Raw genomic sequence first — 26,887 nt, forward strand, 5'->3', positions numbered from 1 at the left:
CGCTGACACACTCAAGCGTAAGACTGGCTTGCTAGGGTCGTCGCCTATCCAAACGAGTGAAGGCGTACGCTATGCGATCCAGCAAACCGGTTGCCCATGTCATGGTGTCTTCCCTGGTACTTTCGTTGCTCGCCGTGTCGGTTCAGGCAGCGAGCCGTGCGGGAGACGACGCCATCAACGGTGTCGACCTGCTTTCCGGATTCGACACGCTGTGGACGACCGGTGCGACCTGGGACACGGGCACACCCACCGCCCTGGGTCAGAGCCTGCTACGGCGCAACCTGCAAATCGTGGTCGACCGCGCCAACACCCGGACACTCGCCCAGGAAACCGCCGCCTACTTCGACGACCGTCGCGACCAGAGCTATAGCGCAATCAGCGGCCTCGGCTCGTTGAGCGCTGCCTTCAAAGCGGGCGCTGGAGCCTTCACGACCATCACCCAGTTCGACGACAGCAACAAAACCGTCAAATACGACGACAAAGGCAACGGCGCAGGCAGTTCGTCTTCGGCACTGGGCAAAGTCGTCGATCTGGTCAGCGCTGTGCGCAACGATGCCTCGACCACGCCCGCCAAATCCCACTATTTGTATCCGCGACCGTGGCGGCAAAGTCTCGACGGCCAGAGTCTGGCCTTCGTGGTGGCGCCCTCCCTGCGCCCGGCAGAAAGCACCACGCCAGCCAGCGACTCGGGATTCCCCAGCGGCCATACCAACGCCGCGTACCTGTCTTCATACGCCCTGGCCTACGCGATTCCCGAGCGTTTCAGCGAGTTGATGCTGCGCGCCTCGGAAATTGGCGACAACCGCATCGAGGCCGGCATGCATTCGCCGTTCGACGTGATGGGCGGGCGCATCACCGCAACCTATTTCGCCATCGATAACCTCTCCAACCCGGCCAACGCCCAACTGCGCGCCGATGCTCGCGCACAGGCACTGAGCTATTTCACGGCGCAGTGCGGCGGTGACGTCAACAACTGCATGGCGACCATCGACCCGGCGACCGATCGCAGGTCTCAACACGCTCAGGACAAGGCGCTGTTCACCTCGCGCATGACCTATGGCTTCGATCCGGTGGGCCCGACCAACCTGGCCGCCGTGGTGCCGACCAACGCCGAAGTGTTGCTGGAAACCCGCTTCCCGTACCTGGACGCCACTCAGCGCCGGGAGATTCTCGCGACCACGGAGATTACGTCCGGGTACGCGGTGATCGATCAGTCAGGGGGCTACGGCCGTCTGAATCTGTACGCAGCGGGCGATGGGTATGCGGCGTTCAACTCCAACGTCACGGTCAACATGGACGCCAGCCTCGGCGGCTATAACGCCATCGACGCCTGGCGCAACGACATCAGCGGCAGCGGCGGGCTGATCAAGAACGGCAGCGGCAATCTGATCCTGACGGGCGACAACACGTACTCGGGCGGCACGGTGATCAACGGTGGCGTGCTGACCGGCCATGCCAAGGCATTCGGCAGCGGGACGATCACCGACAACGCGACGCTGGTACTCGATCAGTCGACCAACGACACCCTCGCCAACACCCTCACGGGCAACGGTGCGTTGATCAAACGGGGCGTTGGCTCGCTGAACCTGACCGGCAACAACAGCCTGTCCGGCGCAACGACGGTGCAAGCGGGTCGGCTGGCGATCAATGGCAACCTGGGCAACTCCATCGTCAGTGTGCAGCAAGGCGCAACGTTGGGCGGCAATGGCACCGTCGGCGGCATCAATGTCGCTCAGGGCGGCGTGGTGGCACCGGGTAATTCGGTCGGGCAACTGAACGTCAATGGTGACGTGAACCTTGCTCAGGGCTCGGTCTATCAGGTCGAATCGGACGCCAACGGCAAAGCCGACCGCATCGTCGCCAGCGGCCGTGCAACCCTCAATAACAGTACGCTGTCGTTGGTTGAGGGCGGTAACTGGGTGGCCGCAAGCCGTTACTCGATTCTCTCGGCCGCCGGCGGCGTCAGCGGTGCATTTGCCAATGTGCAAACGAACTTCGCGTTTCTCACCCCGACGCTGAACTACACGGCAACCGATGTCGGACTGACGCTGGACCGCAACGCACAGACCTTTGCCAGCCTGGCGACGACCCGCAATGCCAGAGCCGTCGCGCAAGGGCTGGACAGCGCAGGGGCAGGCAACGCGCTCTGGGGTCAGGTGGTGCAGGACGACGCGTCGACCGCGCAGGCCACGTTCAAGGCGCTGTCCAATGAGCTGCATGCGTCGACCCAGTCCGCGCTGATCGAAGACAGCCGCCTGGTGCGCAACGCGGTGAACGATCGCTTGCAGCAAGCGCAGTCGGCACCGGCACTTCGCGGCACGACGCAGACCCTCGCCGGAGATGATTCCCGTGGCGTGGTGTGGACTCAGGCCATCGGCGCGACCGGCAAAACCGACAGCACCGGTGACGTTTCGGGCCTCGATACGCACACCAGCGGCTTGTTGTTCGGCGCTGACGTGCCGCTTGACGAGACCTGGCGCGTGGGTGCGCTGGCCGGTTTCAGCAACAGCAGCTTCGACCTGCGCCATGCCTCCGGTTCCACTGACAGCGACAACTACCATCTGGGCGTCTATGCGGGCGCCAAGTGGGGCCAACTGGGCCTGCGCCTCGGCGCGGTTCGCACTTGGCACGAGCTGACGGCCAAGCGCACGCTGGACTTGCCGGGTGCTTCCGAGCGTTTCAAGGAAGATTACAACGCAGCGACCAATCAGGTGTTTGGCGAACTGGGTTACGCCATCGAACTGGGCAACGCGCAGGTTGAACCCTTCGCCAACCTCGCCCATGTGCGACTGGACACGGACTCCTTCGATGAGAACAGCAGCGCGATCAGACTGGAGAACAAGTCTCAGGACAACAACATTACCTTCAGCACCCTCGGCCTGCGTGCCGCCACGCGGTTGAACGCTGGCACCGTCGCGATCAAACCCAACGCGACACTGGGCTGGCGTCGAGCCTACGGCGACGTGACGCCAGAAAGCCGTGCGGCCTTCAGCGGCGGCGACACTTTCGAACTCTCCGGCGCACCGATTGCCCGCAGCGCAGCGGTCCTTGGTGCAGGTGTCGATCTGGGCTTGAGCGACACGCTGAGTGTCGGGCTGAGCTACAACGGACAGGTGAGCAACGATGCGTCGGATCAGACGTTGAATGCGCGGGTGACGCTGGCTTTTTAAGCCATCAAAGCTTGGTGCTCACCCACGACAGCAACAGCGCGAACGCCAGGCACGCCGTGCCGAACCGATAGCTCAGGCGGATCATGCGCAAGGTGGGCACATCCATCAGGTGCATGGGCTCGTCGATCGGGGCTTGCTCGGTGAGGTGGTGCAAGTGGGCCATCTCTCGCTGCTCGCGATTGCGGGTGGTATGGAGCAGCCAGATGCCGGGGCCCGCAGCGAGCAAGGCGCAGAGGTTGATGGCGATGCCGGGGGCGTGATGGATAAGCGACATGGTGCCTCGATGGCGCCTGGTTCTTGGGCGCCGCAGACTCGGTTTGGATCTGCCGCTCACACTAATCGCTGTCACCTTAACGTCACCTGAACCGGGCACTGTGTGGGACCTCAAACCGACCCACCGCCACGGAGAGCGTCATGCTGCACGCCCACAACCAGGACCGCCTTTACCTCATCGCCCCCAGCGACGAACAGGAAGCATTGATCGACGCGCTGGCGTTCAACGTCCAGGACAGGCACTGGCTGGTGTATTGCGCCCTCGGCGGCCATGCGCACAACGACCTGCCGGAAGTGGATCTGCAAACCGGTTTCAGTTTTCTGGATTTCTATCAGGCGGCTTGAATGCGCCGCGATGAAGATCCCGAGTGCCCTCCCGCTGAATGAACAAAAGCCCCGGCTTCTCGCGAAACCGGGGCTTTTTGTTTATCAGCATCAGGCGTTGAGCTTATTGGCCGAGGGTGCGGCCAATCGTCTGATCCTGGAACAGGCGAGTCAGAGCGTCGCTGAGTACGTCGCTGATCAGCTTGGTGTTGGTCTCTTCGTTTGGCGCCATGCCGAAACGTTGATCCATCGAAGCCGCATAACGGCCGCTGTAGTTACGACCGCCATTCTGAACGTCAGCGCGGAACGTGGAACTGATGTTGGCTTCGGTGACGTACAGGCCTTCTTTCGGCGACTGATACTTCAGGTCAGCCAGGGTGACGGTCAACTGCGGGCCACTGCCGTTTGGCACGGGCGTGAAACCGAGCAACCGCACACCTGCTTCAGCCTGAGCCTGCAACTTTGGCAGCAACTGCTGACCGTTGACAGTGATCGAACTGGTTTCCGGGTACAAGCCACCACGGGTGCCCAGTTGCTGCGACTGACGACCGTCAACCACGCGCACGACCACTTGCTGACCGTGACCGACCGGAGCCAGTTGAGCGTTCAGCTTGGGTTCCGGGGTGAGGGATTGCGGGCTGTGGGCACAGCCAGCCAGGGTCAGACTGCCAGCGGCAAGCAAACCGAACACAACGCGACGCAACATGCTCATTTCTCCATGGGCCAAGGCACAAAATGTGCCGCAGTATAGCGACCTCCCAAGGCCGCTCACTAGGGTAAACATACGACAAAGTGCCATTGCAGCGGTTCCGGCCAGGCAGGAATGCTCCCGCGGTCAAAATGAACACAACTGCGCAATCGCAACGTCACAGCGGTGTCATGCCTGGCGGCCATACTTTTTTCAACTCTCCAGCAAGGAGTCCTGCCATGGACTTTCTTTGGTCGTTGTTCTCGCTGCGCCGCCGTCATCGCCACTATGCACGTCTGGACACCCACGGCATCTGCCTGGCGTTCAAGCACTGCGCCGAAACGCCTTGCGGTCAGGGCTGGGTCGAGGTCCACGAGGCAAACCTGTGCTGGCTGCAGCGCCCGCTTCCTGCGAGCGCCCGCGTGACTTCCCGGTCACGTGCGATTACCGCCCGGCATATGCTCAGCATCTGACCAAAAGCCGAATAAAAGTCATTTTTCCTGGATCATTTCTGCCCGTTTCATCGCTATAATCTTCCCCCGATTATAAGGACGTCTCCTGATCGGGCCTCGCAGCATCGTCGATAACCACTATCGACTCCTCCGTACCGCCCACAGAGAGCCTTCCACACAGACATGTGCAGCCCGATGTGGCCGCGGCGCAGACGCCGGATCGTCGATCCATTCGATCGTCCTGCGCCAGTCCTTGCCTCACATCGCGTATGAACCTGATCTGCCAGAGCTGCCATCGCGCAGCCCTTTTTGAGGTTCGCGTCTCCAAAAGAGCGTGAAAAAAACGGGTTTTCACAACTTCACAAGAGTGTGGCAAGCAAATGAATAGTTTCGCGTTTGTAAATGCACCGTTAGCGTCTGACCCAGCCCCCTTGCAAAGGACCGACCGCAACGCAGTCTCCGTCAAAAGAGCCTGAAGCCTGTCCGCTACGGATTTGGTTGCACAACCGGACGCCTTGACGATAGTCGAATGGCTGCACGGGCCGAAAAATGCGTTCATGCTTGCCTCATAAAAGCATCAACCAGGCTCGTTCGGTGGCGTCCGCTGAAGATGCAAAAAATTGCGAAGAATCGGACATGGCGATCCCGGCCAGGTTGAACGAGGCACTGCGCGAACACCGCGCCGCCCGAACCTGGCGACTGACCACGGGAACGCATGCCGTCAATTTGGTGCTGCAGATTTTGGAGACGCGTTAATGGCGTATAACGAAGCAGTCGACGTAGTGCTGGTCGGGGCAGGCATCATGAGTGCCACCCTCGCCGTACTGCTCAAAGAGCTGGACCCGAACCTCAAGGTTGAAGTCGTCGAGCTGATGGATTCCGGTGCTGCAGAGAGCTCCAACCCCTGGAACAACGCAGGCACCGGCCACGCCGGGCTGTGCGAGCTGAACTACACGCCGGAAGCGGCCGATGGCTCGATCGATACCAAAAAAGCGATTCACATCAACACCCAGTTCGAGGTCTCGAAACAGTTCTGGGCCTACCTGGCCCGCAAAGGCACGTTTGGCTCATCGCGCTCGTTCATCACGCCGGTTCCGCACCTGAGTTTCGTTCAGGGTGAAAAGGGCATGGCGTACCTGAAAAAGCGTTACGAAGCCCTGCGTACCCACCACGCCTTCTCCTCCATGGAATACACCGAAGACAAAGCCAGACTGGCCGAGTGGATGCCGCTGATGATGCCTGGCCGTCCTGTCGATGAGCCTATCGCAGCGACCCGGGTCATGCACGGCACCGACGTCAACTTCGGCAACCTGACCAACCTGCTGCTCAAGCATCTGGCCAGCGCACCCGATGCGCAGGTCAAATACTGCAAACGGGTTACCGATCTGAGCCGCAAGGGCGACGGCTGGACCGTCACCATCAAAGACGTGAACAGCGGCAGCACCCGTGACATCGACGCCAAATTCGTGTTTCTGGGCGCGGGCGGTGCAGCACTGCCATTGCTGCAGATGTCCGGCATCGAGGAAGGCAAGGGTTTCGGCGGCTTCCCGGTGAGCGGCCAGTGGCTGCGTTGCGACAACCCTGAAGTGGTCAAGCGCCATCAGGCCAAGGTGTACAGCCAGGCGGCGGTGGGTTCGCCGCCGATGTCGGTGCCGCACCTGGACACCCGCGTCGTTGACGGCAAGACCTCCCTGCTGTTCGGCCCGTACGCCGGTTTTACCACCAAGTTCCTCAAGCACGGTTCGCTCATGGACCTGCCGCTGTCGATCCGCGCGGCCAACATCGCGCCGATGCTGGCGGTGGCCCGCGACAACATGGACCTGACCAAATACCTGATCAGCGAAGTGCGGCAGTCGATGGAGCAGCGGCTCGATGCACTGCGCCGTTTCTACCCGGAAGCCAAAGCCGAAGACTGGCGTCTGGAAGTGGCCGGCCAGCGCGTACAGATCATCAAGAAAGACCCGAAAAAAGGCGGCGTCTTGCAGTTCGGTACCGAGTTGGTGTCGGCGAAGGACGGTTCCCTCGCCGCACTGCTGGGCGCCTCGCCAGGCGCTTCGGTGACCGTTTCGATCATGCTGGATCTGATCGAGCGCTGCTTCCCGGACAAAGCCCGCACCGAGTGGGCCGCCAAGCTGAACGAGATCTTCCCGGCGCGGGAAAAGGCACTGGAAACCGATGCGCAGCTTTATCAGCGCGTCAGTGCCCAGAGCGACGCCAGTCTGGATCTGGCGCAGAACAGCGAAGCGGCAACGTTCGCCTGATCGCTGGCCTGCTCTAAGAAAGCTGTAAAACAAAACCCCGCCACATCAGGCGGGGTTTTGTTTTTTTCATTAGGCCGGATCGGCTGTAGCCGCAAAGCAATTTTGCGGCTTGAACATCACTTCATCACGAATCTGACGGAATAGGCCTGCATCGAGTTCGTGCCTTTGATTACCGAGGCAATGCACTCGGCTGGGACCTTCCCGATTGATGTGCCCGTTGCAGATTTCTCCGGCGCCGGCGTGATCGAGACCCAACTGAACGTCACTGAGTGGGCCGCCCTGAACTCACAGACTTTGCCCTCCCCGCTCACGCGGAAGCTCGCTGCATCATTGCGCGGATTCTTCAGCGGGATGGACACAGACGCGGTGGGTGCGTCAGCCGAAAAGCCATAGCCGGTGTAATCGGCATTGGCCGACGCCCAACTGGCCCATACCAGCGCGAGGTCGGTGCCAGACTGATTCCACATTTCGATGTTGAGCTGGATTTTGCTGGGATAAGCCGCCTGAGCGGATACTGCCGCAACCATCATGGTGATGACGGCGATGCTGCGAGTGACGTAATTCCCTGTCGTTTGCATGTCATGAATTCCCTTTCCAATCATTAAGGCGAGCGTCCTGCTTGCGTCCTTGTGAACGGTGTCACAGGTCTGATTATGGTTTGACGCACGGCTTTCGGTAGTCGCAAACGCCGAATGCTGCGGTAGGAAGGGTCTTTCGATTACGTAGTGACGGGATGGAAGCACGAGCCTGCTGAATAACCGGAGGGGAGCATTGGGCGCCGGAGGATGGCGCCCGGGAATTGCATGATTCAGCCTTTAGCGTTCTTGATCAGCTCAATGTATTCGTCGGCGTTGCGTTGATCCTTGATCAGCGTAACGAAGTCATCGCCGTGCTCGTCTTTGCCGTCGAGGTCGTAACCGGCTTCCTTGAAGAACGTCAGAAAACGCCCGAAGTCGTCGACGCGCAGGCCACGGTAGGCCTTGATCAGCTTGTGCAGCGAAGGCGAAGTGGCGTCGACCGGTTCGAAATCGAGGAACAGCTTGATCTGGGCGTCGCCGATTTCATCGCCAATCACTTGCTTCTTATCTTTACGCATTGCTGACTCCAACTGACTTGCGGGACATATCACGGGCGGGCAGTTTACCCCCCGCCCGGCCGCGGGCTCAACGCGCGCGTACGCTGCCGGTGTGCAGGTCAGCCCAGACGTGACCGTTGGCATAGCTGAGGAACTGGCAGTAGACCTTTTCGTTACGCAGCAAATCCACGAGCACGCGGTATTGCGTTGCCGGGTAATACAGCGTCAGCGTGCGCGAAGGTTCGTCGTAGGTCGGTTTTTTCAGGCTTTTGCTTTCGCCGTCGAAGTGGATCAGCACGTCGGCAATGGTCGCACCCTTGTTCATGGGCTTGCCTTTGAGGCGCAGGATCAGCGGCGAGGTGACCGGAATCGGCTGCTGATTCGACTGCCGCTGGCTGCCGACCACCACCGAATACTCGGTGATCTGCAGCAATTGCTGCTGCTCGGGTTCGCCCTCGCGCACGGACAACTCGTCCGGCGGCAGGTATTGCGCGTGCATGGGTTCAGAGAAGGCGGGGAGTGGCAGCGTCAACAGCAGCATAAACGCAGCGGTACTTCGAAACGATAACGTCATGGGCGCCTCCCGAAAAAGTGGGGGGCACTCTAGCATGTGCCGCGCATTGACCCGGACACCTGTAGGAGCGTGGCTTGTCCCGCGATCTGCCGGGAACCGGCAGCAGACCAGACGATTGATGGCATCAGCAAATGCGCCACGGCCTTCACGACGACTGCGTCGCCGATCGCGGGACAAGCCACGCTCCTACAACAGCTCTCCGGTATTCACCAGAATCTTCGGCAGACACAGAAGCTGTAGATCGGTTTGGGGGTTCGTTACATGCCCTTCACGGCATAGATCCCGGCCGCGTTGCGCCAGTAGCCTTTATAGTCCATGCCGTAACCGAAGATGTAGCGGTCGATGCAAGGCAGGCCGACGAAATCGGCTTTCAGGTCAGGACGCGCTTTGCGGTCGTGGTCCTTGTCGATCAGCACCGCGGTGTGAACAGCGCGCGCGCCGGCATGTTTGCAGAAGTCGATGATCGCGCCGAGGGTGTGACCTTCGTCGAGGATGTCGTCAATGATCAGCACATCGCGATCGATGAACGAGACTTCGGGCTTGGCTTTCCAGAAAAGGTCACCGCCGCTGGTTTCGTTGCGGTAGCGGGTGGCGTGCAGGTAGGACGCTTCCAGCGGGAAATTCAGATGAGTGAGCAGCTTGCCGGCGAAGATCAGGCCACCATTCATGACGCAAAATACCACCGGGTTACGGTCGGCCAGCACGCCATTGATTTGCTCGCCGACGCGGGCGATGGAGGCCTCGACTTCGGCCTCGTTGTAAAGGCAGTCAGCCTCGCGCATGACTTGACGGATATGCTCGAGATCAGCGGACATGACGCTCTCCAAGGGGGCTGTGTAAGGAAAAGCGGGCAAAGGTACGCATCCGCCGACATCAGGGCAAGTGTTTCTGGACTAATGTTGCACTGCCGTTCCAGAAATGTCGGCGCCCGAACCTAACCGTAAGGACAAGTTACAGCTGAATAGATTAATCTAAGCCGTTTTTTTTGCCCGCCCGCTGGAGCCTTTCCCCTATGCCCATTCGTGAGATCCGCCATCCGCTGATCCGCCACAAGCTCGGCCTGATGCGCCGTGCCGATATCAGCACCAAGAATTTTCGTGAACTGGCTCAGGAAGTCGGCGCGCTGCTGACGTACGAAGCGACCAAGGATCTGCCGCTGGAAACCTACGAGATTCAGGGTTGGGCCGGCACGGTTCAGGTCGAGAAGATCGCCGGCAAGAAGATCACCGTGGTGCCTATCCTGCGGGCCGGCATCGGCATGCTTGAAGGCGTCCTCAGCCTGATCCCGGGCGCCAAGGTCAGTGCCGTGGGCGTCGCGCGCAATGAAGAAACCCTCGAAGCCCACACGTATCTGGAAAAGCTCGCTCCCGAGATCGACCAGCGTCTGGCGCTGATCATCGACCCGATGCTCGCCACCGGTTCCTCCATGGTTGCCACCATCGACCTGCTGAAAAAAGCCGGTTGCCGCGACATTCGCGCGATGGTCCTGGTGGCTGCGCCGGAAGGCATCGCCACGGTCGAGAAGGCCCACCCGGACGTCAACATCTATACCGCGTCCATCGATCAGCAACTGAACGAACACGGCTACATCATTCCGGGCCTGGGCGACGCCGGCGACAAGATTTTCGGCACCAAGCAGAAGGACGCCTGATGAAGCCGGATGAGTTCAACGATCCACTCTGGCGCACGATCTTGTCGGGCGCGCAGATGCTGTTCGTGGCATTCGGCGCGCTGGTATTGATGCCACTGATCACTGGCCTCGACCCCAACGTGGCGCTGTTCACGGCGGGTCTGGGCACCTTGTGCTTCCAGGTGGTGACAGGCCGTCAGGTGCCGGTCTTCCTTGCGTCGAGCTTTGCGTTCATTACCCCGATCATCCTCGCCAAGGGCCAGTTCGGTCTTGCTGCGACCATGGGCGGCGTGATGGCAGCGGGCTTTGTCTACACCTTCCTTGGCCTGGCCGTGAAGATCAAAGGCACCGGTTTTATCGACCGCCTGCTGCCGCCGGTGGTGATTGGCCCGGTGATCATTTCCATCGGTCTGGCGATGGCACCCATTGCCGCCAACATGGCGATGGGCCGGACGGGTGATGGAGCCGCTGAGCTCATCCCATACAACACCGCCATCATCATTTCGATGGCGGCGCTGCTGACGACGTTGATCGTCGCGGTGTTCGGCAAAGGCATCTTTCGCCTGGTGCCGATCATCTCGGGCGTGCTGGTGGGTTTTGCGCTGTCGTTCTATTTCGGCGTGGTCGATGTAGCGAAGATCGCCGCCGCACCCTGGCTGGCCTTGCCGCACTTCACGGCGCCGGAATTCAACTGGCAGGCCATCCTGTTCATCGTGCCGGTGGCACTGGCTCCGGCCATTGAGCACATCGGTGGCGTGATTGCAGTGGGCAGCGTGACGGGCCGTGATTATCTGAAGAAGCCCGGCCTGCACCGGACATTGCTGGGTGACGGCATCGCGACCACCGTGGCCGGCGCCTTCGGTGGCCCGCCCAACACCACCTACGCCGAAGTCACCGGCGCGGTGATGCTCACGAAAAACTACAACCCGAAGATCATGACCTGGGCGGCAATCTTCGCCATTACCCTAGCGTTCATTGGCAAGTTCGGCGCGTTGCTGCAGAGCATTCCGGTGCCGGTCATGGGCGGGATTCTGTGCCTGCTGTTCGGCTCGATCGCGGCGGTGGGCATGAACACGCTGATCCGCCACAAGGTTGATCTGGCCGAAGCGCGCAATCTGGTGATCGTGTCCGTCACGCTGGTGTTCGGCATTGGCGGCGTGCTGATCGGCACCGGCAACGGCCCTGATGATTTCGGCATGAAAGGCATCGCGCTGTGCGCCGTCACGGCCATCGTGCTGAACCTGATCCTGCCGGGCAATGACGCTTGGAAGAACAAGCACCTGGATGATCAGCTGCCGTAGTTCTACAGCGTTATGAAAAGGGGGCATCATTCACGTGATGCCCCCTTTTTTTGGGATTCTGTGGGAGTAGCTTAGATTTGCGGCGTACACCGAAACTGTGGGAGTGAGCTTGCTCACGAAGGCGGCGCATCAGGTTCATCAATGCCGCTTGAGCAGACGCATTCGCGAGCAAGGTGAAACGCACCCCGGTCGCTCCCACGGGGAATGAACACAACACCTAATTTCAGGTTATTACACCACCATCGCCGGTGCCTTTTCGCACAATGTATTCAGCGCCTTCGCCCAGTTCGGGTCGTCGTTGAGGCATGGAATAAGCACCAGCTCCTCGCCCCCGGCTTCCCTGAACACTTCAGCCCCGCGATCACCAATTTCTTCCAGCGTTTCGATGCAGTCCGCGACAAACGCCGGGCACATGACCAGCAGTCGCTTCACGCCTTGAGCAGCAAGCTCCTCCAGATGCGGTTCGGTGTAGGGTTCGATCCACTTGGCGCGGCCCAGGCGCGACTGAAACGACACTGACCACTTGCCATCGGCAATCCCCATCAGCTTGGCGAACTCTGCCGCTGAGCGCATGCACTGCGCGCGGTAGCAGACCGCCAGGACCTCGGGCGACGCTGTTTCGCAGCAGTTGCCGCTTTTGAAACAGTGATTGCCCGTCGGGTCGAGCTTGGTGAGATGCCGCTCGGGCAAGCCGTGAAAACTCAGCAACAGATGATCGTATTCCTGCTGCAAATGCGGTCGCACACTGGCCACCAACGCGTCGAGGTATTCCTGCTGATTGAAGAACGGTGTCAGCAGCGAGAAATCGAAATTCAACTTTTTGTCACTGACGACGCGTTTGGCTTCTTCAATCACCGTGGTCACTGTGCTGTCGGCGAACTGTGGATACAGCGGCGCCAGGGTGACCTTTTTGATGCCCTGGGCTGCCAGGCGCGTGAGCACGGTCTCGATCGAGGGCTCGCCGTAACGCATCGCCAGTTCGACCGGGCCGTGTTTCCATTCCTTGACCATGGCCTGCTGAAGTCGCTTGCTCAGCACCACCAGCGGCGAACCCTCGTCCCACCAGATTGACGCGTACGCATGGGCCGACTGCTCCGGGCGCTTGATCAGAATCAGCGAGACGATCAAGCGACGTACTGGCCACGGCACGTCAATAACGTAAGGGTCCATCAGGAACTGATTGAGGTAGCGGCGCACGTCAGCGACCGACGTGGACGCCGGTGAGCCCAGGTTAACCAGCAATAAAGCGTGATCGGTCATGCAACACCTTGATGTCAGTGGCGGCCCAGAAGATTTTCCAGGGCTGCGCGCAGATCAGTGAATCGGAAAGTGAAACCCGCCGCTTGCAGACGGTCTGGCCGAGCGCGTTGACCGCCCAGCAGCAGGATTGACAGCTCGCCCAGCAATAAGCGAAGTGCTACGGCCGGCATCGGCATGAATGATGGTCGGTGCAGCACGGACGCAAGCGTCTTGGCAAAATCCCGATTGCGAGCCGGTGAAGGCGCGCAGGCATTATATGGACCTCGTGCGTCATCCCGGTTCATCAGAAAATCAATCAGGGCGATTTGATCCTCGATGTGAACCCACGGCATCCACTGGCGTCCGTTGCCGATCGGCCCGCCCATGCCCATCTTGAAGGGCGGCAGCAGGCGTTGCAGCATGCCGCCTTCGTCGGCCAATACCAGACCGGTGCGCACCAGCACCACGCGAATGCCCAGCGTTTCTGCACGTTGCGCGGTTTCTTCCCAGGCAATGCACAGGCGACTGGCGAAATCCTCGCTGACCGGTTGCGCGTCTTCGTCGAGTTCGCGCTCACCGCCATCGCCATACCAACCAACGGCGGAACCGGAAATCAACACGCCGGGTTTCTGGTCGCGGCGTTCAAGCCAGGTGACCAATTGCTCGGTGAGGGTAATGCGACTGTCCCACAGCAGTATTTTCCGTTTGCGGGTCCACGGGCGATCCGCGATGGGCGCGCCGGCCAGATTGACGACCGCATCGACGTGCTGACTGCCGATGTCATCGAAGTGTGCAATCCCGCGAACACTGGCGCCGCATAGCCGCTCCACTTCCTCGGGTTTGCGACTCAAGACCGTCAGTTGATGGCCCTGCGCGAGCCAGTGTTTACACAAACGACGCCCTATCAAGCCTGTACCGCCGGTCAGCAAGATGTGCATGACTGAGTTCCTTACGTGGCGTTCATCGCAATTGCGGAGTCTATTTCTTCACAAGCCATGAGCTCGTGCGCGGAATGATCACTCAACTTTAGGTCAAGTTACGGCGCTCCACTCCACCGCTGTTCTTTAGGACAGCCCGATCGTGCAGTTGAACGATTGCAGCAAAGCGTCAGACTTGTCAGCGAGCCCTTGGAAGTCCGCGTCCTGCCTCTGCAGGGCGACAACTTATACCGAAAAACGGCATTGTACAGCTTTTGCCTGAGGCGTAGTCTGTGCAGACAAGGTAACGAGGCCCCTATGACTGTCCCCATTGCAATCATCGGTACCGGCATCGCCGGACTCTCCGCCGCCCAGGCGCTGCAAGCCGCCGGGCATAGCATTCATCTCTTCGACAAGAGCCGCGGCAGTGGCGGCCGCATGTCCAGCAAACGCAGCGATGCCGGCGCACTGGACATGGGTGCGCAGTACTTCACCGCCCGCGATCGCCGCTTTGCCGCCGCCGTGCAGCAGTGGCAGGCCGAGGGCCACGTGGCCGAGTGGAAGCCGCTGCTTTACAACTTTCATGGTGGAAAACTCAGCCTGTCGCCCGATGAGCAAGTGCGCTGGGTCGGCGCGCCGCGCATGAGTGCAATCACCCGGGCCATGCTCGGCGACCTGCCGGTGACGTATTCCTGCCGCATCACCGAAGTCTTTCGTGGCGAACAACACTGGAATCTGCTGGATGCCGACGGCCAAAGCCATGGCCCGTTCAGTCATGTCGTCATCGCCATTCCCGCGCCCCAGGCCACTACCCTGCTGGCCGACGCACCGAAACTGGCAAGCGTTGTGGCGGGCGTGAAAATGGAGCCGACCTGGGCCGTCGCGCTGGCCTTCGACACCCCGCTGGATACGCCACTTGAAGGCTGCTTCGTGCAGGACAGCGCCATCGACTGGCTGGCCCGCAACCGCAGCAAGCCCGGACGCGACAGCCAGATGGATACGTGGATTTTGCACGCCACCAGCGCCTGGAGCCGTCAGCACGTCGACATGCCCAAGGAGGACGTCATCGATCAGTTGCACGGCGCATTTGCCGAGCTGATGAATTGCGCAATGCCGGCCCCGGCGTTCACCCTCGCCCACCGCTGGCTGTACGCTAGACCGGCTGGCGGGCGCGAAGTCGGCGCGTTGTCGGATGCGGATCTGGGCCTTTACGTCTGCGGCGACTGGTGCCTGTCAGGCCGTGTCGAGGGCGCATGGCTGAGCGGCCAGGAAGCCGCACGGCGTTTGCTGGAACACCTCAAATGAATCGACTCAATCCGCGCAAGCTGCTGCTGTCGAAGTGGACGGCAGCATCCCCTCAACATCGTGAGAAGCACTTTCTGGTCACCGAACTTTTCTGTGATGATGAAGGCACAGTGCTGGAGATTGAGCTGCAGGCGGTGATGACCAAACGCAGCCAGAAGCTGCCCTGGCAGACGCTGCAAAATGACCAGAGCTGGAAGATGGGCTGGAAATAATCCCCTCCAAATCGTCCCACCACCCCCGTAATTTCAGCTAAATCCCCGCATCTTGTCGTTTCATTCCGCGATCTTGTACAAATTATTTGACTTGCACTGCCACAAACCTATCATGGGCAAATGTTGTACAGAGAAACGAATCTGTATAAGAAGTCCATCGAGGGTTTGTCCATGTCTGCTGTACTCGATCATTCATCAGATCAAGCCTCCAAACCCAAGTTGGGCGTCAGCGCCTGCCTGATGGGTGTGGAGGTCAGGTTCAACGGCGGGCATAAGGAATCTCACCTTCTGACCCGAGCCCTCACTGAATATTTCGATTTCGTGCCCGCGTGCCCCGAAGTCGCCATCGGCATGGGCATTCCTCGCGAAGCCATCCGTTTGGTGGGTGACCCGGAGCATCCCCAAGCGGTCGGCAGTGTTCACCACGCCATGAACGTGACCGAGCAACTGGCTGATTACGGCGAACACATGGCCACCGAGATGTCCGACATCTGCGGCTACATCTTCATGCAGAAATCGCCGTCGTGCGGCCTGGAGCGCGTGAAGGTTTACCGCGACAACGGCGTGCCGTTTGAAACCGGCGGACGCGGCATTTATGCCCAGGCGTTTTGCGCACGCCACCCTGATCTGCCGGTGGAAGAAGATGGTCGCTTGAACGATCCGGTCCTGCGGGAGAACTTCATTACCCGTGTGTTTGCCTATGCCGCTTGGCAGACGCTGCTGAAAAACGGCATCACTCGCCGCGCGCTTACCGAGTTTCATGCCCGCTATAAATACCAGCTGATGGCCAACGACCCCATCCAGTACAAGACGCTGGGGAATCTGCTGGGCACCATGGGCCGAAATGACCCGGCCGAGATCGCCCCGCGCTATTTCAGTCAGTTGATGAGCGCGCTCAAGAAACCGGCGACACGGCGCACCCATACCAACGTCTTGCAGCATCTGTGCGGCTATCTGCGCCAGACACTCAGTGCGTCCGACAAGAAAGAAATCCAGGGCCTCATCAATCAGTACCACCAGGGCATCGTGCCGCTGGTTGTACCGCTGACGCTGCTCAAACACCATTTCCGTCGACACCCCGACCCGTACATTGCACTGCAGGTGTACCTGCAGCCGCATCCGGAAAACCTCAGTCTGCGCAACGCGATTTGACCATGACCCCTAATGAGCAACAACCGCCGGAAGGCGACCCGCAGGACCCCGCAAGCGCGTTTGAAAACGGCTGGCTGCCGATTCGCGAAATCGCCCGCCTGACCGGCGTAAACGCTGTGACATTGCGCGCCTGGGAACGCCGCTATGGCCTTATCGTTCCCCACCGCACGCCCAAGGGCCACCGGCTCTACAGCCACGAGCATGTCGACCGCGTGCTGACCATTCTTACGTGGCTGAACCGCGGCGTGTCGGTCAGTCAGGTCAAGCAACTGATCGATGATCAGCAGGCGCCCGCGCCGAGTGTCGAGAACGATTGGGACATTCTTCGCCAGACCCTTCAGGACGCCATCGGCGCCCTGGCCGAGCGACGCCTGGATGATTCGCTCAACCGCGCGATGTCGCTGTATCCACCGCGCACGCTCTGTGAACAACTGTTACTGCCGTTGCTGGCGTCCCTCGAGCAGCGCTGGCAAGGCCAGTTCGGCGCGCAGCTGGAGCGGGTGTTTTTCTACTCGTGGCTGCGCAGCAAGTTCGGCGCCCGGCTGTATCACAACAATCGTCAGGTCAGCGGCGCGCCCTTGCTGCTGGTCAACCAGTCCGATCTGCCGCTCGAACCGCATTTGTGGCTGACCGCGTGGCTGCTCAGCAGTGCCGATTGCCCGGTTGAAGTGTTCGACTGGCCTTTGCCCGCCGGCGAACTCGCCCTGGCCTGCGAATACCTCAAGCCACGCGCAGTGCTGTTGTATTCCAGCAAATCACTGAATGTCGGCCACTTGCCTCGTCTGCTGCACAACATCGAGTGCCCGAAGTTGATCGTCGGGCCCGCGGTGCGCATTCATTCGACGGAATTATCCGCAGCCGAGGCTGAAGTCTCCGGCCTCTCCCTCGCCGAAGACCCTTTGACCGCCCAGGCCGCGTTGCAGCGGCTGGGGCTTCTCTAAGGAATAACCATGCAATTGATATGGCTGCGCAGCGATCTGCGTGTGCACGACAACACCGCGCTGAGCGCTGCCATGGAGCAGGGCCCGACCCTGGCTGTGTACATGATCAGCCCGGGCCAGTGGCAGAGCCATGACGATGCCCCATGCAAAGTCGATTTCTGGCTGCGCAACCTCCGCGAATTGAGCAAGGCACTTGCGGCGCTGAACGTCCCTCTGCTGATGGTCCAGGCAGACACGTGGGCGCAGGCACCCAAGGCGATCCTTACCTTGTGTCAGCAACACGGGATCGACAGCGTGCACGTCAACGACGAGTACGGCATCAACGAGACCAAACGTGATCGTGAGGTGGAGAGCGCACTCGACGGCGCGGGCATTCTGTTTCATCGCCACCTCGACCAGCTGTTTTTTCAGCCGGGCAGCGTGCTGACCAAAAGCGGCGGTTACTTCAAGGTCTTCACGCAATTTCGCAAGGTCTGTTACGCCCGCTTGCATTACTCCATGCCAGCGCTGGTTGCATTGCCCAAGGCGCAGCAGAAGCTGTCCATCAAAAGCGATGTCGTGCCGGACGCGGTCAAGGGTTTCGCCGCGCCGACCGAAAGCCTGCGCTCGCTCTGGCCTGCCGGTGAGGACGAGGCGCGTGATCGCCTGCACAACTTCACCGACGAGCAAGTGCATTACTACGACCAAGAGCGCGACTTTCCTGCCAAGCCTGGCACCAGCCAGCTGTCTGCGTACTTGGCGGCCGGTGTGATTTCACCCCGCCAGTGTCTGCATTCGGCGCTGCGCAGCAACAATGGGGAGTTTGAAACCGGCAATTCGGGTTCGGTGACCTGGATCAACGAGCTGCTCTGGCGTGAGTTCTACAAGCATGTGCTGGTAGGCTTTCCCCGTGTCTCCCGTCATCGCGCCTTCCGGCCGGAAACCGAAGCGCTGAAATGGCGCCATTCGCCGGAGGATCTGGAAGCCTGGCAACAGGGCCGTACGGGTCTGCCGATTGTCGATGCAGCCATGCGTCAGTTGCTTGAAACCGGCTGGATGCACAATCGCCTGCGGATGATCTCGGCGATGTTCCTGACCAAGAATCTGCTGATCGACTGGCGTGAAGGTGAACGCTATTTCATGCAGCACCTGATCGACGGCGATCTCGCGTCGAACAATGGCGGCTGGCAATGGAGTTCATCAACCGGCACCGACGCGTCGCCTTACTTCCGGATCTTCAATCCGCAAAGTCAGTCGGAGCGCTTTGATCCGGAAGGTCGATTCATCAAGCAGTGGGTGCCTGAACTGGCTGAGTTGAACAAGCGCGACATCCATAAACCCACCGCGCAGGGCGGGCTGTTCGGGGTGGAAAGTTACCCCGCGCCCATCGTCGATTTGAAAGCCAGCCGCGAACGCGCGCTGCAAGCGTTCAAGTCGCTGCCCCAGCGCAAGGCCGAGACGCAGGAGAATGGGTGAGCATTCGTCACACCGGTTAGCCGTCCGCTGCGCGGTGATTTAAACTGCCGCCCATGACGACTGTGATCCCTTCGCTTCAACTCCCTGCCGAACCCGCTATCACGTGTTCCACCTGTGCGGCCTGCTGCTGTCAGCTGGAAGTCATGCTGATCACCGACACCGGCGTGCCCGAGCGGTACATTGACACCGATGACTGGGGCGGCGAAGTCATGCTGCGCCTGGACGATGGATGGTGCGCAGCGCTGGATCGCGACACGATGATGTGCACGATCTACGACCGTCGGCCGTTGATTTGCAGGGAATTCGAAATGGGTGCGCCGGAGTGCATTGCCGAAAGAGAAGGGATTGCGACGGCCTATTTGTGATGGTCGCGACAAGCAGGAAGCCTGGGGGTTGATGTTCGCCTGCACCAGCCGCGTTGGCTGATACATTCCCGGCCAAAGCCGGTCCTACGAGGTGATTTTTCAGTAGGACCGGCCTCAGCCGGGAAGAAGCGGGTGGTACGTTGCAGGTGCGGTTAAACCGCTCGCGCAATACGCAATCAAACGCTTAGAACGGCATCGTGTAGTGAATCGCGTAGCTCTCGATACCGTCGTTGTTGGTGGTCATGCCGCCGTTGGAGTAGTGAGTGGCGCGCAGGCCAACTTCATGTCCGCCCGCGAAGCGCAGACCAAAACCCAGACGGTCTTCAAACTGGAACGCGCTGCCCAGTTTGTTACCTTCCACTTCGGTGCGCTGGAATACAGCGGCGCCGATACCGGCCTCAATGTACGGCTTGACGCTCTCACCCGAGAACTCATAAACGAATACCGGGGAAAAAGACAGGCTGTTATTACTGGAATTCTTGTCGCCTTCCCAGTATGTATAGGCACCGCTCCAGTAGCCGGTCAGGCGACCAACACCGGTTTGCCACCAGCTTTTATCCCAATCAAACTGCGCGCCCAGACGATAAGTCATGGTGGATTCGCCAGTCTGTCCTACGGAAAACTCGACCCCATCAGCTTGTGCAATTGCGCTTTGCCCCAACAAAGCAGCCGCAATCGCAGCCAAACAAAACAGTCGCTTCATCTGAAACATCCTATTTTCGAAAGCAGTTAGAAATTTTTTATATAGACAGAAGTGCTGTAGAAGCCGGCGGCTGAACTTTAGTTCACCCACAGACGAAGCGATTCACGTTTTTTTCACGAAACGAAGCTTCGCACATTGTCGGAGTTGTTACAAAGCACGCGTAGGACGTTTCTGAAATCTTCTGGATCGCCGGTCGTCCAGAACTGGGCAGTCCGAGGATGACCGCTTGCCAGCAGCTCGCGCTCACCCAATAACCGCTGCAACTGCCGGGCTACAGCGGCGCCGGTATCGATGAGCGTAATGGACGCCGGGATCATTTCCCGCAGCAACGGCTTGAGAAACGGGTAATGGGTGCAGCCCAGAATGATGGTGTCGCAGCCCGCGGCGAGTAGCGGCGCGACGTAACCCTGCAGCAGCTGGCGAATCGTCGGGCTGACCAGATCGCCCGTTTCGATCAACTCGACCAGTCCCGGACAAGGCTGCGTGATGACGTGCACGTCTGCCGCGAAGCGATCGAGCAATGCGGCAAACTTGGCGCTTTGCAAGGTGCCCGTGGTCGCCAGCACACCCACGACACCGGTTCGTGTCGCTGCGGCCGCAGGTTTGACCGCCGGCTCCATTCCCACCAGCGGCCAGTCAGGATAGCGGGCGCGCAAGTCAGCGATGCCCGCCACCGTCGCCGTATTGCAGGCGATCACCAGCGCCTTGGCGCGCTGAAGCTGGAAGAACTCGGCAATCGTCGCGCAACGTTCGCGAATGAATTCGGGGGTTTTCTCGCCGTAGGGGATGTGGCCGCAGTCGGCGACGTAGAGCAACGATTCCCGTGGCAGCAACTGCTGTATTTCCGCCAGCACCGACAACCCGCCGACGCCGGAATCGAACACCGCCACCGGGGCATCGCTGTCTCTATTCATGCTCGGCGGCAGCTCGGAGCCCGGTACCGCAGACGCTGCAGCCAGGATCGCGTTTGACTTTCAATTCGCGGAATCGCGTGCTCATGGCATCGATCAGCAGCAGTCGCCCCACCATTGGTTCGCCAAAGCCGGCCAGCAGCTTGAGGGCCTCAAGGGCCTGCAAACTGCCCACCAACCCTACCAACGGGCCGATCACGCCGGCTTCGCTGCAGGTCAGTTCGGTCTCGCTGCCGTGCCCGTACAGGCAGTGGTAGCAAGGACTCTCCGGACGGCGCGGGTCGAATACCGACAGTTGCGCTTCGAGGCGGATCGCAGCGCCGCTGACCAATGGCTTGCACGCGGCGACGCAGGCCGCATTGACCGCCTCGCGCGTCGAGAAATTGTCCGAGCAGTCCAGGACCAGATCGACCCCGGCAACGGCTGCCGCCAGTGAGTCGACATCAAGGGCCGCGCGATGGGCCACCAGTGTGATCAGCGGATTGATGGCGGTCAGCCGGGTCATGGCTGAATCGACTTTGCTTAAGCCCACGCTCGCGGTGTCATGAATGATCTGGCGTTGCAGGTTGGTCAGATCGACGCTGTCGAAATCCGCCAGATGCAACTCTCCGACGCCGGCCGCCGCCAGGTACAACGCTGCCGGCGAACCCAGTCCGCCGAGGCCGACGATCAGCACGCGGCTTTGCTTGAGGCGCAGCTGACCGTCGATGTCGACTTGTTGCAGAAGGATCTGCCGGCTGTAGCGCAGCAGCTCCTCGTCCGTCAGCACGGCACCCGCCCGAAGGTGATGCGTTCGTGGTCGCCCAGATCGCGGCGGGTCTTGATCTCTTCGAACCCGTGCTCAAGCAACAGCTCGCGCACTGCTGCGCCTTGATCGTAGCCATGCTCCAGCAACAGCCAGCCACCGGCTTCAAGGTGCGCGGGCGCTTGCGACACAATCAGACGCAGATCATCCATGCCATCGGTGCCGGAGACCAGCGCGCTGCTTGGCTCGAAGCGCACGTCACCTTCGACCAGGTGCGGATCGTTGGAGGCAATATAAGGCGGGTTGCTCAGGATCAGGTCAAAACGCTGACCCTCGACAGCACTGAACCAGTGGCTGTGCAGGACCTTGGCGTTATCGAGGTGCAGGCGCTGACGATTGCGCTCGGCAAGCTCGACCGCCTCTTCAACGCGATCCACCGCCGTGACGTTCCACTGCGGACGATCCTTGGCCAGCGACAGCGCGATGGCGCCGGTGCCAGTGCCCAGATCGAGCAGCGTGTGGGGAATCGCACCGGGCAAAAGCTCCAGCGCGGTTTCCACCAGCATCTCGGTTTCAGGCCGCGGGATCAGCGTATGGGGCGCGACTTCCAGGTCGATATTCCAGAACCCTTGCAGGCCCAGGATGTACGCGACGGGTTCGCCGGTCCGTCGACGCTTGAGATAGCCGTCGAAGGCATGCGCCGCTTCGGTGCTGACAATACGCTCGGGCCAGGTGTGGAGAAAACTGCGCGGCTTGCCCAGGGCAGCGGCCAGCAACAATTCTGCATCCAGACGCGCTGTCGGAGAGTCCGGCAGCTCGGCGCTTCTTAACAAGCTGGCGATGATGGTCATTTAATCACCCAGTGCCGCAAGTTGATCTGCCTGATACTCGGCAAGTAACGGTTCTATCACTGCATCGACCTCGCCGGCCAGAACTTCATCAAGGGAATAGAGCGTCAGGTTCACGCGGTGATCCGTGACTCGCCCCTGTGGAAAATTGTATGTACGAATGCGTTCCGAGCGATCCCCGGAACCTACCAGCAATTTGCGCTCGCTGGCGATAGCGTTGGCCGCCGCAGCGGTCTGCTGATCGTTGAGCTTGGCCGACAGCCAGGACATGGCCCGCGCGCGGTTCTTGTGCTGCGACCGTTCTTCCTGACACTCCACCACAATGCCGGACGGCAAGTGCGTGATGCGGATGGCCGAATCGGTCTTGTTGACGTGCTGACCACCGGCGCCGGATGAGCGATAGGTGTCAACGCGCAAGTCGGACGGGTTGATCTCGATGGTCTGCTGTTCGTCAGGCTCTGGCAACACCGCCACCGTACACGCGGAGGTGTGAATTCGGCCCTGGGATTCGGTTTCCGGGACGCGCTGAACACGATGCACACCCGACTCGAATTTCAGCTTGCCGTAGACATGCTCGCCTTCGACCCGCGCGATGACTTCCTTGTAGCCGCCATGTTCGCCAATGTTCTCGGACAGGATCTCGACACGCCATCCACGTCGCTCGGCATAGCGGGAATACATGCGGAACAGGTCGCCGGCGAAAATCGCTGCTTCGTCGCCGCCGGTGCCGGCGCGGATTTCCAGAAACACGTTGCGGCCATCGTTCGGGTCTTTGGGCAGCAGCATTTTCTGCAGATCAGCCTCAAGCACCAGCAACTGATCCTTGGCATCGCGCACCTCTTCGACTGCCATTTCGCGCATGTCGGGATCGCTGTCCTTGAGCAGCGCCTGCGCGCCTTCGAGGTCGGCCTGCACTTTCTGCAGTTGCCGGTACACCTGAATCACGGGCTCGACTTCGGCGTACTCGCGGGAGTACGCGCGAAATTTGGTTTGATCAGAGATGACTTCGCCATCGCCGAGCAGCGCGGTCAATTCCTCGAAACGGTCGCTGAGCACGTCCAGCTTATTAAGCAGTGAAGCTTTCATTGCGGGGATTTATCCGTGGAGCCCTCGTTGAGGGCAAAGAGTTCCTGGGCCATGGCCAGCGCATCGACGCGGCCTTCAGCGGACAGCTTTTTGAGTTGCACGCTGGGGGCGTGCATCAATTTATTCGTCAGGCCACGTGCCAGCGCCATCAACACGTCTTCGGCGTTGCTGCCATTGGCGAGCATGCGCTGGGCCTTCTGCAGTTCTTCGTCACGCAGGCGTTCGCTCTGCTGACGATACGCCTTGAGCACGTCGACCGCCGCCAGTTCGCGCAGCCGCAACATGAAATCGTCGACGCCCACGCTGACCAGTTCTTCGGCCGCCTGCGCCGCGCCCTGACGGCTCTTGAGGTTTTCGGCGACGACTTCGTGCAGATCGTCCACGGTATAGAGGTAGACGTCGTCGAGCTCGCCGACCTCAGGCTCGATGTCGCGCGGCACGGCGATGTCGACCATGAAGATCGGCTTGTGCTTGCGCAGTTTCAGCGCACTTTCAACGGCGCCCTTGCCCAGAATCGGCAACTGGCTGGCCGTGGAACTGATGACAATGTCGCTGTTGACCAGCTCGGCCGGAATGTCGGCCAACAGCACCGCGTGGGCACCGAACTGCTCGGCGAGAATATTCGCGCGTTCGAGGGTGCGGTTGGCAACGACGATACGCTTGACCCCGAGATCGTGCAGGTGACGCGCGACCAGAGTGATGGTCTCCCCTGCCCCGATCAGCAACGCCTGACTGCGCTGCAGGTCGCTGAAAATCTGCTTGGCCAGGCTGACGGCGGCAAAGGCGACGGAGACCGGGTTCTCGCCGATGGCTGTGTCGGTGCGCACCTGCTTGGCAGCGCTGAAGGTGGCCTGAAACAGTCGCCCGAGCAACGGCCCAACCGTGCCGGCCTCCCGGGCCACGGCATACGCCGATTTCATCTGGCCAAGGATCTGCGGCTCGCCGAGCACCAGCGAATCCAGCCCCGACGCCACGCGCATCATGTGCCGCACCGCCGCGTCGTCTTCGTGCACATAGGCACTGGCGCGCAGCTCATCGACATTCAGGTGGTGATAATCCGCCAGCCAGCGCAACACGGCTTCGGCGGTCAGCTGATCCTGCTCGATATACAGTTCGCTGCGATTGCAGGTGGAGAGAATGGCCGCTTCCCGGCTTCGGGTCAGGCGGCAAAGCTGCTGCAGCGCCTCAACCAGCTGTTCAGGCGTAAATGCCACGCGCTCGCGGACATCGACTGATGCAGTCTTATGGTTGATACCCAGAGCAAGAAAGGCCATTCAAGGTCGCTGATGGTGACGTGAAGCCGGCAATTGTCCTACTTCGATAGAGGGAGGACAACCACCGCAATACATTCAGAACGTCCGCAGCCCGCTATTGTCCCTATACAGATTGCGTATCACCGCGTCCGGCCTGCGACAAAATGTCCGCGCGCAGGCTGTAGATTGAGCGTATCCAGATTTCGCGCGGGCTGTGGGTTTGCTCCCGGCCTTGTGTCATGATGCTTCCAAACCGCAGGTAAGCCGCCCCTCTTCTATATGAATAAATCCTCCGCGCTGTTCCTTGCCCTTGTCGCTCTGAGTGGCTGCCAGTCTACGGCCTCCGTTTCTACGGAGCCCTCCGCTCCGGCGAAAGAAGCGCCGCCCGCACCCGATGCCAAACCTCAGGTGTACGGCTCGTTTACTCAGGAAACCGTCGTCAGCCTGCTGACAGCCGAACTTGCCGGCCAGCGCAACCGTTTCGACATCGCGCTGGACAACTATGTGACCCAGGCGATTCAGACCCAGGATCCAGGGATTTCCGAGCGTGCCTTCCGCATCGCCGAGTATCTGGGCGCCGATCAGGCCGCCCTCGACACATCGATGATCTGGGCGAAAAACGATCCGAGCAATCTCGAGGCACAGCGCGCGGCAGCGATCCAGCTGGCGCGGGCCGGGCGCTACGACGACTCCATGCGCTATATGGAGAAGGTCCTTCAGGGCCAGGGCGATACGCATTTTGATTTTCTCGCGCTGTCGGCGTCGGAAACTGATTCCAATACGCGCAAGGGGCTGATCACCAGCTTTGATCGCCTGCTGATGAAGTACCCGAAAAACGGCCAGCTGATCTTCGGCAAGGCGTTGCTCCTTCAGCAGGAAGGCGACAATGCCGCCTCCCTGAAACTGCTCGAAGACAACCCGCCGGGCGAAGGCGAAGTGGCGCCGATCCTGCTGCGCGCTCGCTTGCTGCAAAGCATGGACCGCGGCAAGGAAGCGATCCCGCTGCTGGAAAAAAGCATCAAGAAATACCCGGACGACAAGCGTCTGCGCCTGACTTATGCGCGCATGCTGGTGGAACAGAACCGCATGGAAGACGCCAAAGTGCAGTTCTCCAGCCTGGTTCAGCAGTACCCGGATGACGACGAGTTGCGCTATTCCCTTGCCCTCGTGTGCCTGGAAAACAAGGCATGGGACGAAGCGCAGGGTTACCTCGAAGACCTCGTCGCCCGCGGCAGTCACGTCGACTCGGCCCACGTCAACCTCGGTCGCATCTACGAAGAGCGCAGCGACCCACAGACGGCGCTGGCCGAATACGCTCAGGTGGGCCCCGGCAATGACTTCCTGCCCGCGCAACTGCGTCAGGCCGATATCCTCATGAGCAACGGCAACAGCGCCGAAGCCTCGAAGCGGCTGGCTCTGGCCCGCGCCGATCAACCCGACTACGCCATTCAGCTGTTTCTGGTCGAAGCCGAGACCCTGGCCAACAACAACCAGAGTGATCGCGCCTGGCAAGTATTGAGCCAGGCGCTCAAGCAGTATCCGGACGATCTGAATCTGCTTTACACCCGCTCGATGCTGGCGGAGAAGCGCAACGATCTGAAACAGATGGAGAGCGACCTTCGGGCGATTCTCAAACGCGAGCCGGATAACGCCATGGCGCTGAACGCGCTGGGCTACACGCTCTCGGATCGTACGACGCGCTACGCCGAAGCCAAGGAACTGATCGAGCGCGCGCACAAGATCAATCCGGAAGACCCGGCGGTGCTCGACAGCCTCGGCTGGGTCAATTACCGCCTGGGCAATCTGGATGAGGCCGAACGTCTGCTGCGCCAGGCGTTGGAGCGTTTTCCGGACCACGAAGTCGCTGCGCACCTGGGCGAAGTCCTCTGGGCCAAAGGCGAGCAGCGTGAAGCCCGCAAAGTGTGGGCCAAGGCCCTTGAACAACAACCTGACAGCCCGGTCCTGCGCAGCACCATCAAACGCCTGACCGGCGCCGAGACTCTTTGA

At 60.5% G+C, this 26,887-nt stretch carries 27 protein-coding genes; 13 read left to right on the forward strand and 14 right to left on the reverse strand.

The genetic code is table 11. The features are described 5' to 3' along the window. Window positions 1–71: 71 nt before the first annotated feature. Entirely contained in the window at window positions 72–3,170 is a 3,099-nt protein-coding gene (locus SLW75_RS16355) for an autotransporter domain-containing protein (RefSeq protein ID WP_410934936.1), read from the forward strand. A 4-nt stretch (window positions 3,171–3,174) separates the two neighbouring features. On the opposite strand, the gene SLW75_RS16360 is transcribed toward SLW75_RS16355, so the two are convergent. Further along, window positions 3,175–3,444, reverse strand: a complete 270-nt coding sequence (locus tag SLW75_RS16360) for a hypothetical protein (RefSeq protein WP_410934937.1) — start codon at window positions 3,442–3,444, stop codon at window positions 3,175–3,177. Between the two features lie 140 nt (window positions 3,445–3,584). Here SLW75_RS16360 and SLW75_RS16365 point away from each other — a divergent pair, with 140 nt between their 5' ends. After that, window positions 3,585–3,788: a hypothetical protein gene (locus tag SLW75_RS16365; RefSeq protein WP_065991803.1), complete on the forward strand. Its 204-nt coding sequence runs from the start codon at window positions 3,585–3,587 to the stop codon at window positions 3,786–3,788. A gap of 103 nt (window positions 3,789–3,891) precedes the next feature. Here the strand turns inward: SLW75_RS16365 and SLW75_RS16370 are convergent, their stop codons facing one another. After that, window positions 3,892–4,473 carry a YajG family lipoprotein gene (locus SLW75_RS16370; protein ID WP_410934938.1) on the reverse strand — a complete coding sequence of 194 codons (582 nt, stop codon included), beginning with the start codon at window positions 4,471–4,473 and terminating at the stop codon, window positions 3,892–3,894. 221 nt (window positions 4,474–4,694) lie between these two features. Here SLW75_RS16370 and SLW75_RS16375 point away from each other — a divergent pair, with 221 nt between their 5' ends. Both SLW75_RS16375 and mqo read left to right on the forward strand, forming a co-directional pair. Beyond that, window positions 4,695–4,928: a hypothetical protein gene (locus SLW75_RS16375; RefSeq protein WP_065991801.1), complete on the forward strand. Its 234-nt coding sequence runs from the start codon at window positions 4,695–4,697 to the stop codon at window positions 4,926–4,928. A 734-nt stretch (window positions 4,929–5,662) separates the two neighbouring features. Further along, window positions 5,663–7,168 (forward strand): malate dehydrogenase (quinone), encoded by a 1,506-nt coding sequence (mqo, locus tag SLW75_RS16380; protein ID WP_410934939.1) that lies wholly within the window; start codon window positions 5,663–5,665, stop codon window positions 7,166–7,168. 116 nt (window positions 7,169–7,284) lie between these two features. On the opposite strand, the gene SLW75_RS16385 is transcribed toward mqo, so the two are convergent. From SLW75_RS16385 to SLW75_RS16400, 4 genes are all read right to left on the reverse strand, one after another. Beyond that, window positions 7,285–7,746 carry a hypothetical protein gene (locus SLW75_RS16385; RefSeq protein WP_410934940.1) on the reverse strand — a complete coding sequence of 154 codons (462 nt, stop codon included), beginning with the start codon at window positions 7,744–7,746 and terminating at the stop codon, window positions 7,285–7,287. A 230-nt stretch (window positions 7,747–7,976) separates the two neighbouring features. Beyond that, on the reverse strand, window positions 7,977–8,264 hold the full coding sequence (locus SLW75_RS16390; RefSeq protein ID WP_192132551.1) for a PA4642 family protein: 288 nt from the start codon (window positions 8,262–8,264) through the stop codon (window positions 7,977–7,979). Window positions 8,265–8,331: 67 nt separating this feature from the next. Further along, window positions 8,332–8,817, reverse strand: a complete 486-nt coding sequence (locus tag SLW75_RS16395) for a hypothetical protein (RefSeq protein WP_065991795.1) — start codon at window positions 8,815–8,817, stop codon at window positions 8,332–8,334. Between the two features lie 257 nt (window positions 8,818–9,074). Then, window positions 9,075–9,632 carry a hypoxanthine-guanine phosphoribosyltransferase gene (locus SLW75_RS16400; protein ID WP_037018287.1) on the reverse strand — a complete coding sequence of 186 codons (558 nt, stop codon included), beginning with the start codon at window positions 9,630–9,632 and terminating at the stop codon, window positions 9,075–9,077. Between the two features lie 197 nt (window positions 9,633–9,829). Here SLW75_RS16400 and upp point away from each other — a divergent pair, with 197 nt between their 5' ends. Beyond that, window positions 9,830–10,468: a uracil phosphoribosyltransferase gene (upp, locus tag SLW75_RS16405; protein ID WP_065991794.1), complete on the forward strand. Its 639-nt coding sequence runs from the start codon at window positions 9,830–9,832 to the stop codon at window positions 10,466–10,468. Further along, complete coding sequence (locus SLW75_RS16410) at window positions 10,468–11,748, forward strand: uracil-xanthine permease family protein (protein WP_037018282.1); 1,281 nt, start codon at window positions 10,468–10,470, stop codon at window positions 11,746–11,748. The genes upp and SLW75_RS16410 overlap by 1 nt, the downstream gene beginning before the upstream one ends. A 231-nt stretch (window positions 11,749–11,979) precedes the next feature. Here SLW75_RS16410 and hemH read toward each other — a convergent pair whose 3' ends face one another. Continuing rightward, window positions 11,980–13,008 (reverse strand): ferrochelatase, encoded by a 1,029-nt coding sequence (gene hemH, locus SLW75_RS16415; protein WP_192132547.1) that lies wholly within the window; start codon window positions 13,006–13,008, stop codon window positions 11,980–11,982. Between the two features lie 14 nt (window positions 13,009–13,022). After that, window positions 13,023–13,925 carry a TIGR01777 family oxidoreductase gene (locus tag SLW75_RS16420; RefSeq protein ID WP_369318540.1) on the reverse strand — a complete coding sequence of 301 codons (903 nt, stop codon included), beginning with the start codon at window positions 13,923–13,925 and terminating at the stop codon, window positions 13,023–13,025. A 297-nt stretch (window positions 13,926–14,222) separates the two neighbouring features. On the opposite strand from SLW75_RS16420, the gene SLW75_RS16425 reads away from it, so the two are divergent. The 6 genes from SLW75_RS16425 to SLW75_RS16450 all read left to right on the forward strand — a co-directional run bounded on the left by SLW75_RS16425 (window position 14,223) and on the right by SLW75_RS16450 (window position 19,334). Continuing rightward, window positions 14,223–15,209 carry an NAD(P)/FAD-dependent oxidoreductase gene (locus SLW75_RS16425; RefSeq protein ID WP_410934941.1) on the forward strand — a complete coding sequence of 329 codons (987 nt, stop codon included), beginning with the start codon at window positions 14,223–14,225 and terminating at the stop codon, window positions 15,207–15,209. Beyond that, window positions 15,206–15,421, forward strand: a complete 216-nt coding sequence (locus SLW75_RS16430) for a TIGR02450 family Trp-rich protein (RefSeq protein WP_410934942.1) — start codon at window positions 15,206–15,208, stop codon at window positions 15,419–15,421. The genes SLW75_RS16425 and SLW75_RS16430 overlap by 4 nt, the downstream gene beginning before the upstream one ends. Window positions 15,422–15,592: 171 nt before the next feature. Further along, window positions 15,593–16,573 (forward strand): 2-thiouracil desulfurase family protein, encoded by a 981-nt coding sequence (locus tag SLW75_RS16435; RefSeq protein WP_065991788.1) that lies wholly within the window; start codon window positions 15,593–15,595, stop codon window positions 16,571–16,573. Window positions 16,574–16,575: 2 nt separating this feature from the next. Next, window positions 16,576–17,514, forward strand: coding sequence for a MerR family transcriptional regulator (locus SLW75_RS16440; protein WP_296306606.1), 939 nt, complete (start codon window positions 16,576–16,578; stop codon window positions 17,512–17,514). A 9-nt stretch (window positions 17,515–17,523) separates the two neighbouring features. Then, on the forward strand, window positions 17,524–18,969 hold the full coding sequence (phrB, locus tag SLW75_RS16445) for a deoxyribodipyrimidine photo-lyase (RefSeq protein ID WP_296306605.1): 1,446 nt from the start codon (window positions 17,524–17,526) through the stop codon (window positions 18,967–18,969). A 53-nt stretch (window positions 18,970–19,022) separates the two neighbouring features. After that, window positions 19,023–19,334: a YkgJ family cysteine cluster protein gene (locus SLW75_RS16450; protein WP_074883972.1), complete on the forward strand. Its 312-nt coding sequence runs from the start codon at window positions 19,023–19,025 to the stop codon at window positions 19,332–19,334. A 184-nt stretch (window positions 19,335–19,518) separates the two neighbouring features. Here SLW75_RS16450 and SLW75_RS16455 read toward each other — a convergent pair whose 3' ends face one another. The 6 genes from SLW75_RS16455 to hemA form a co-directional block, all read right to left on the reverse strand. Beyond that, window positions 19,519–20,037: an acyloxyacyl hydrolase gene (locus SLW75_RS16455; protein ID WP_065991785.1), complete on the reverse strand. Its 519-nt coding sequence runs from the start codon at window positions 20,035–20,037 to the stop codon at window positions 19,519–19,521. A 113-nt stretch (window positions 20,038–20,150) separates the two neighbouring features. Further along, the gene (gene murI / locus SLW75_RS16460; RefSeq protein WP_065991784.1) at window positions 20,151–20,951 is read right to left on the reverse strand and encodes a glutamate racemase; all 801 of its coding nucleotides are present in this window, start codon (window positions 20,949–20,951) and stop codon (window positions 20,151–20,153) included. Beyond that, a complete protein-coding gene (locus tag SLW75_RS16465) occupies window positions 20,944–21,717 on the reverse strand; it encodes a molybdopterin-synthase adenylyltransferase MoeB (protein ID WP_410934943.1) in 774 nt (257 codons plus the stop codon). Before SLW75_RS16465 ends, murI begins: the two co-directional genes overlap by 8 nt. Further along, the gene (gene prmC / locus SLW75_RS16470) at window positions 21,711–22,544 is read right to left on the reverse strand and encodes a peptide chain release factor N(5)-glutamine methyltransferase (protein WP_296306571.1); all 834 of its coding nucleotides are present in this window, start codon (window positions 22,542–22,544) and stop codon (window positions 21,711–21,713) included. The genes SLW75_RS16465 and prmC overlap by 7 nt, the downstream gene beginning before the upstream one ends. Then, entirely contained in the window at window positions 22,545–23,627 is a 1,083-nt protein-coding gene (gene prfA / locus SLW75_RS16475) for a peptide chain release factor 1 (protein WP_410934944.1), read from the reverse strand. Next, window positions 23,624–24,901: a glutamyl-tRNA reductase gene (hemA, locus tag SLW75_RS16480; RefSeq protein WP_410934945.1), complete on the reverse strand. Its 1,278-nt coding sequence runs from the start codon at window positions 24,899–24,901 to the stop codon at window positions 23,624–23,626. The genes prfA and hemA overlap by 4 nt, the downstream gene beginning before the upstream one ends. A gap of 258 nt (window positions 24,902–25,159) precedes the next feature. Here hemA and SLW75_RS16485 point away from each other — a divergent pair, with 258 nt between their 5' ends. Then, a complete protein-coding gene (locus SLW75_RS16485) occupies window positions 25,160–26,887 on the forward strand; it encodes a tetratricopeptide repeat protein (protein WP_410934946.1) in 1,728 nt (575 codons plus the stop codon).

This window comes from Pseudomonas sp. W5-01 (assembly GCF_046540435.1).
GTDB lineage: Bacteria > Pseudomonadota > Gammaproteobacteria > Pseudomonadales > Pseudomonadaceae > Aquipseudomonas > Aquipseudomonas graminis_B.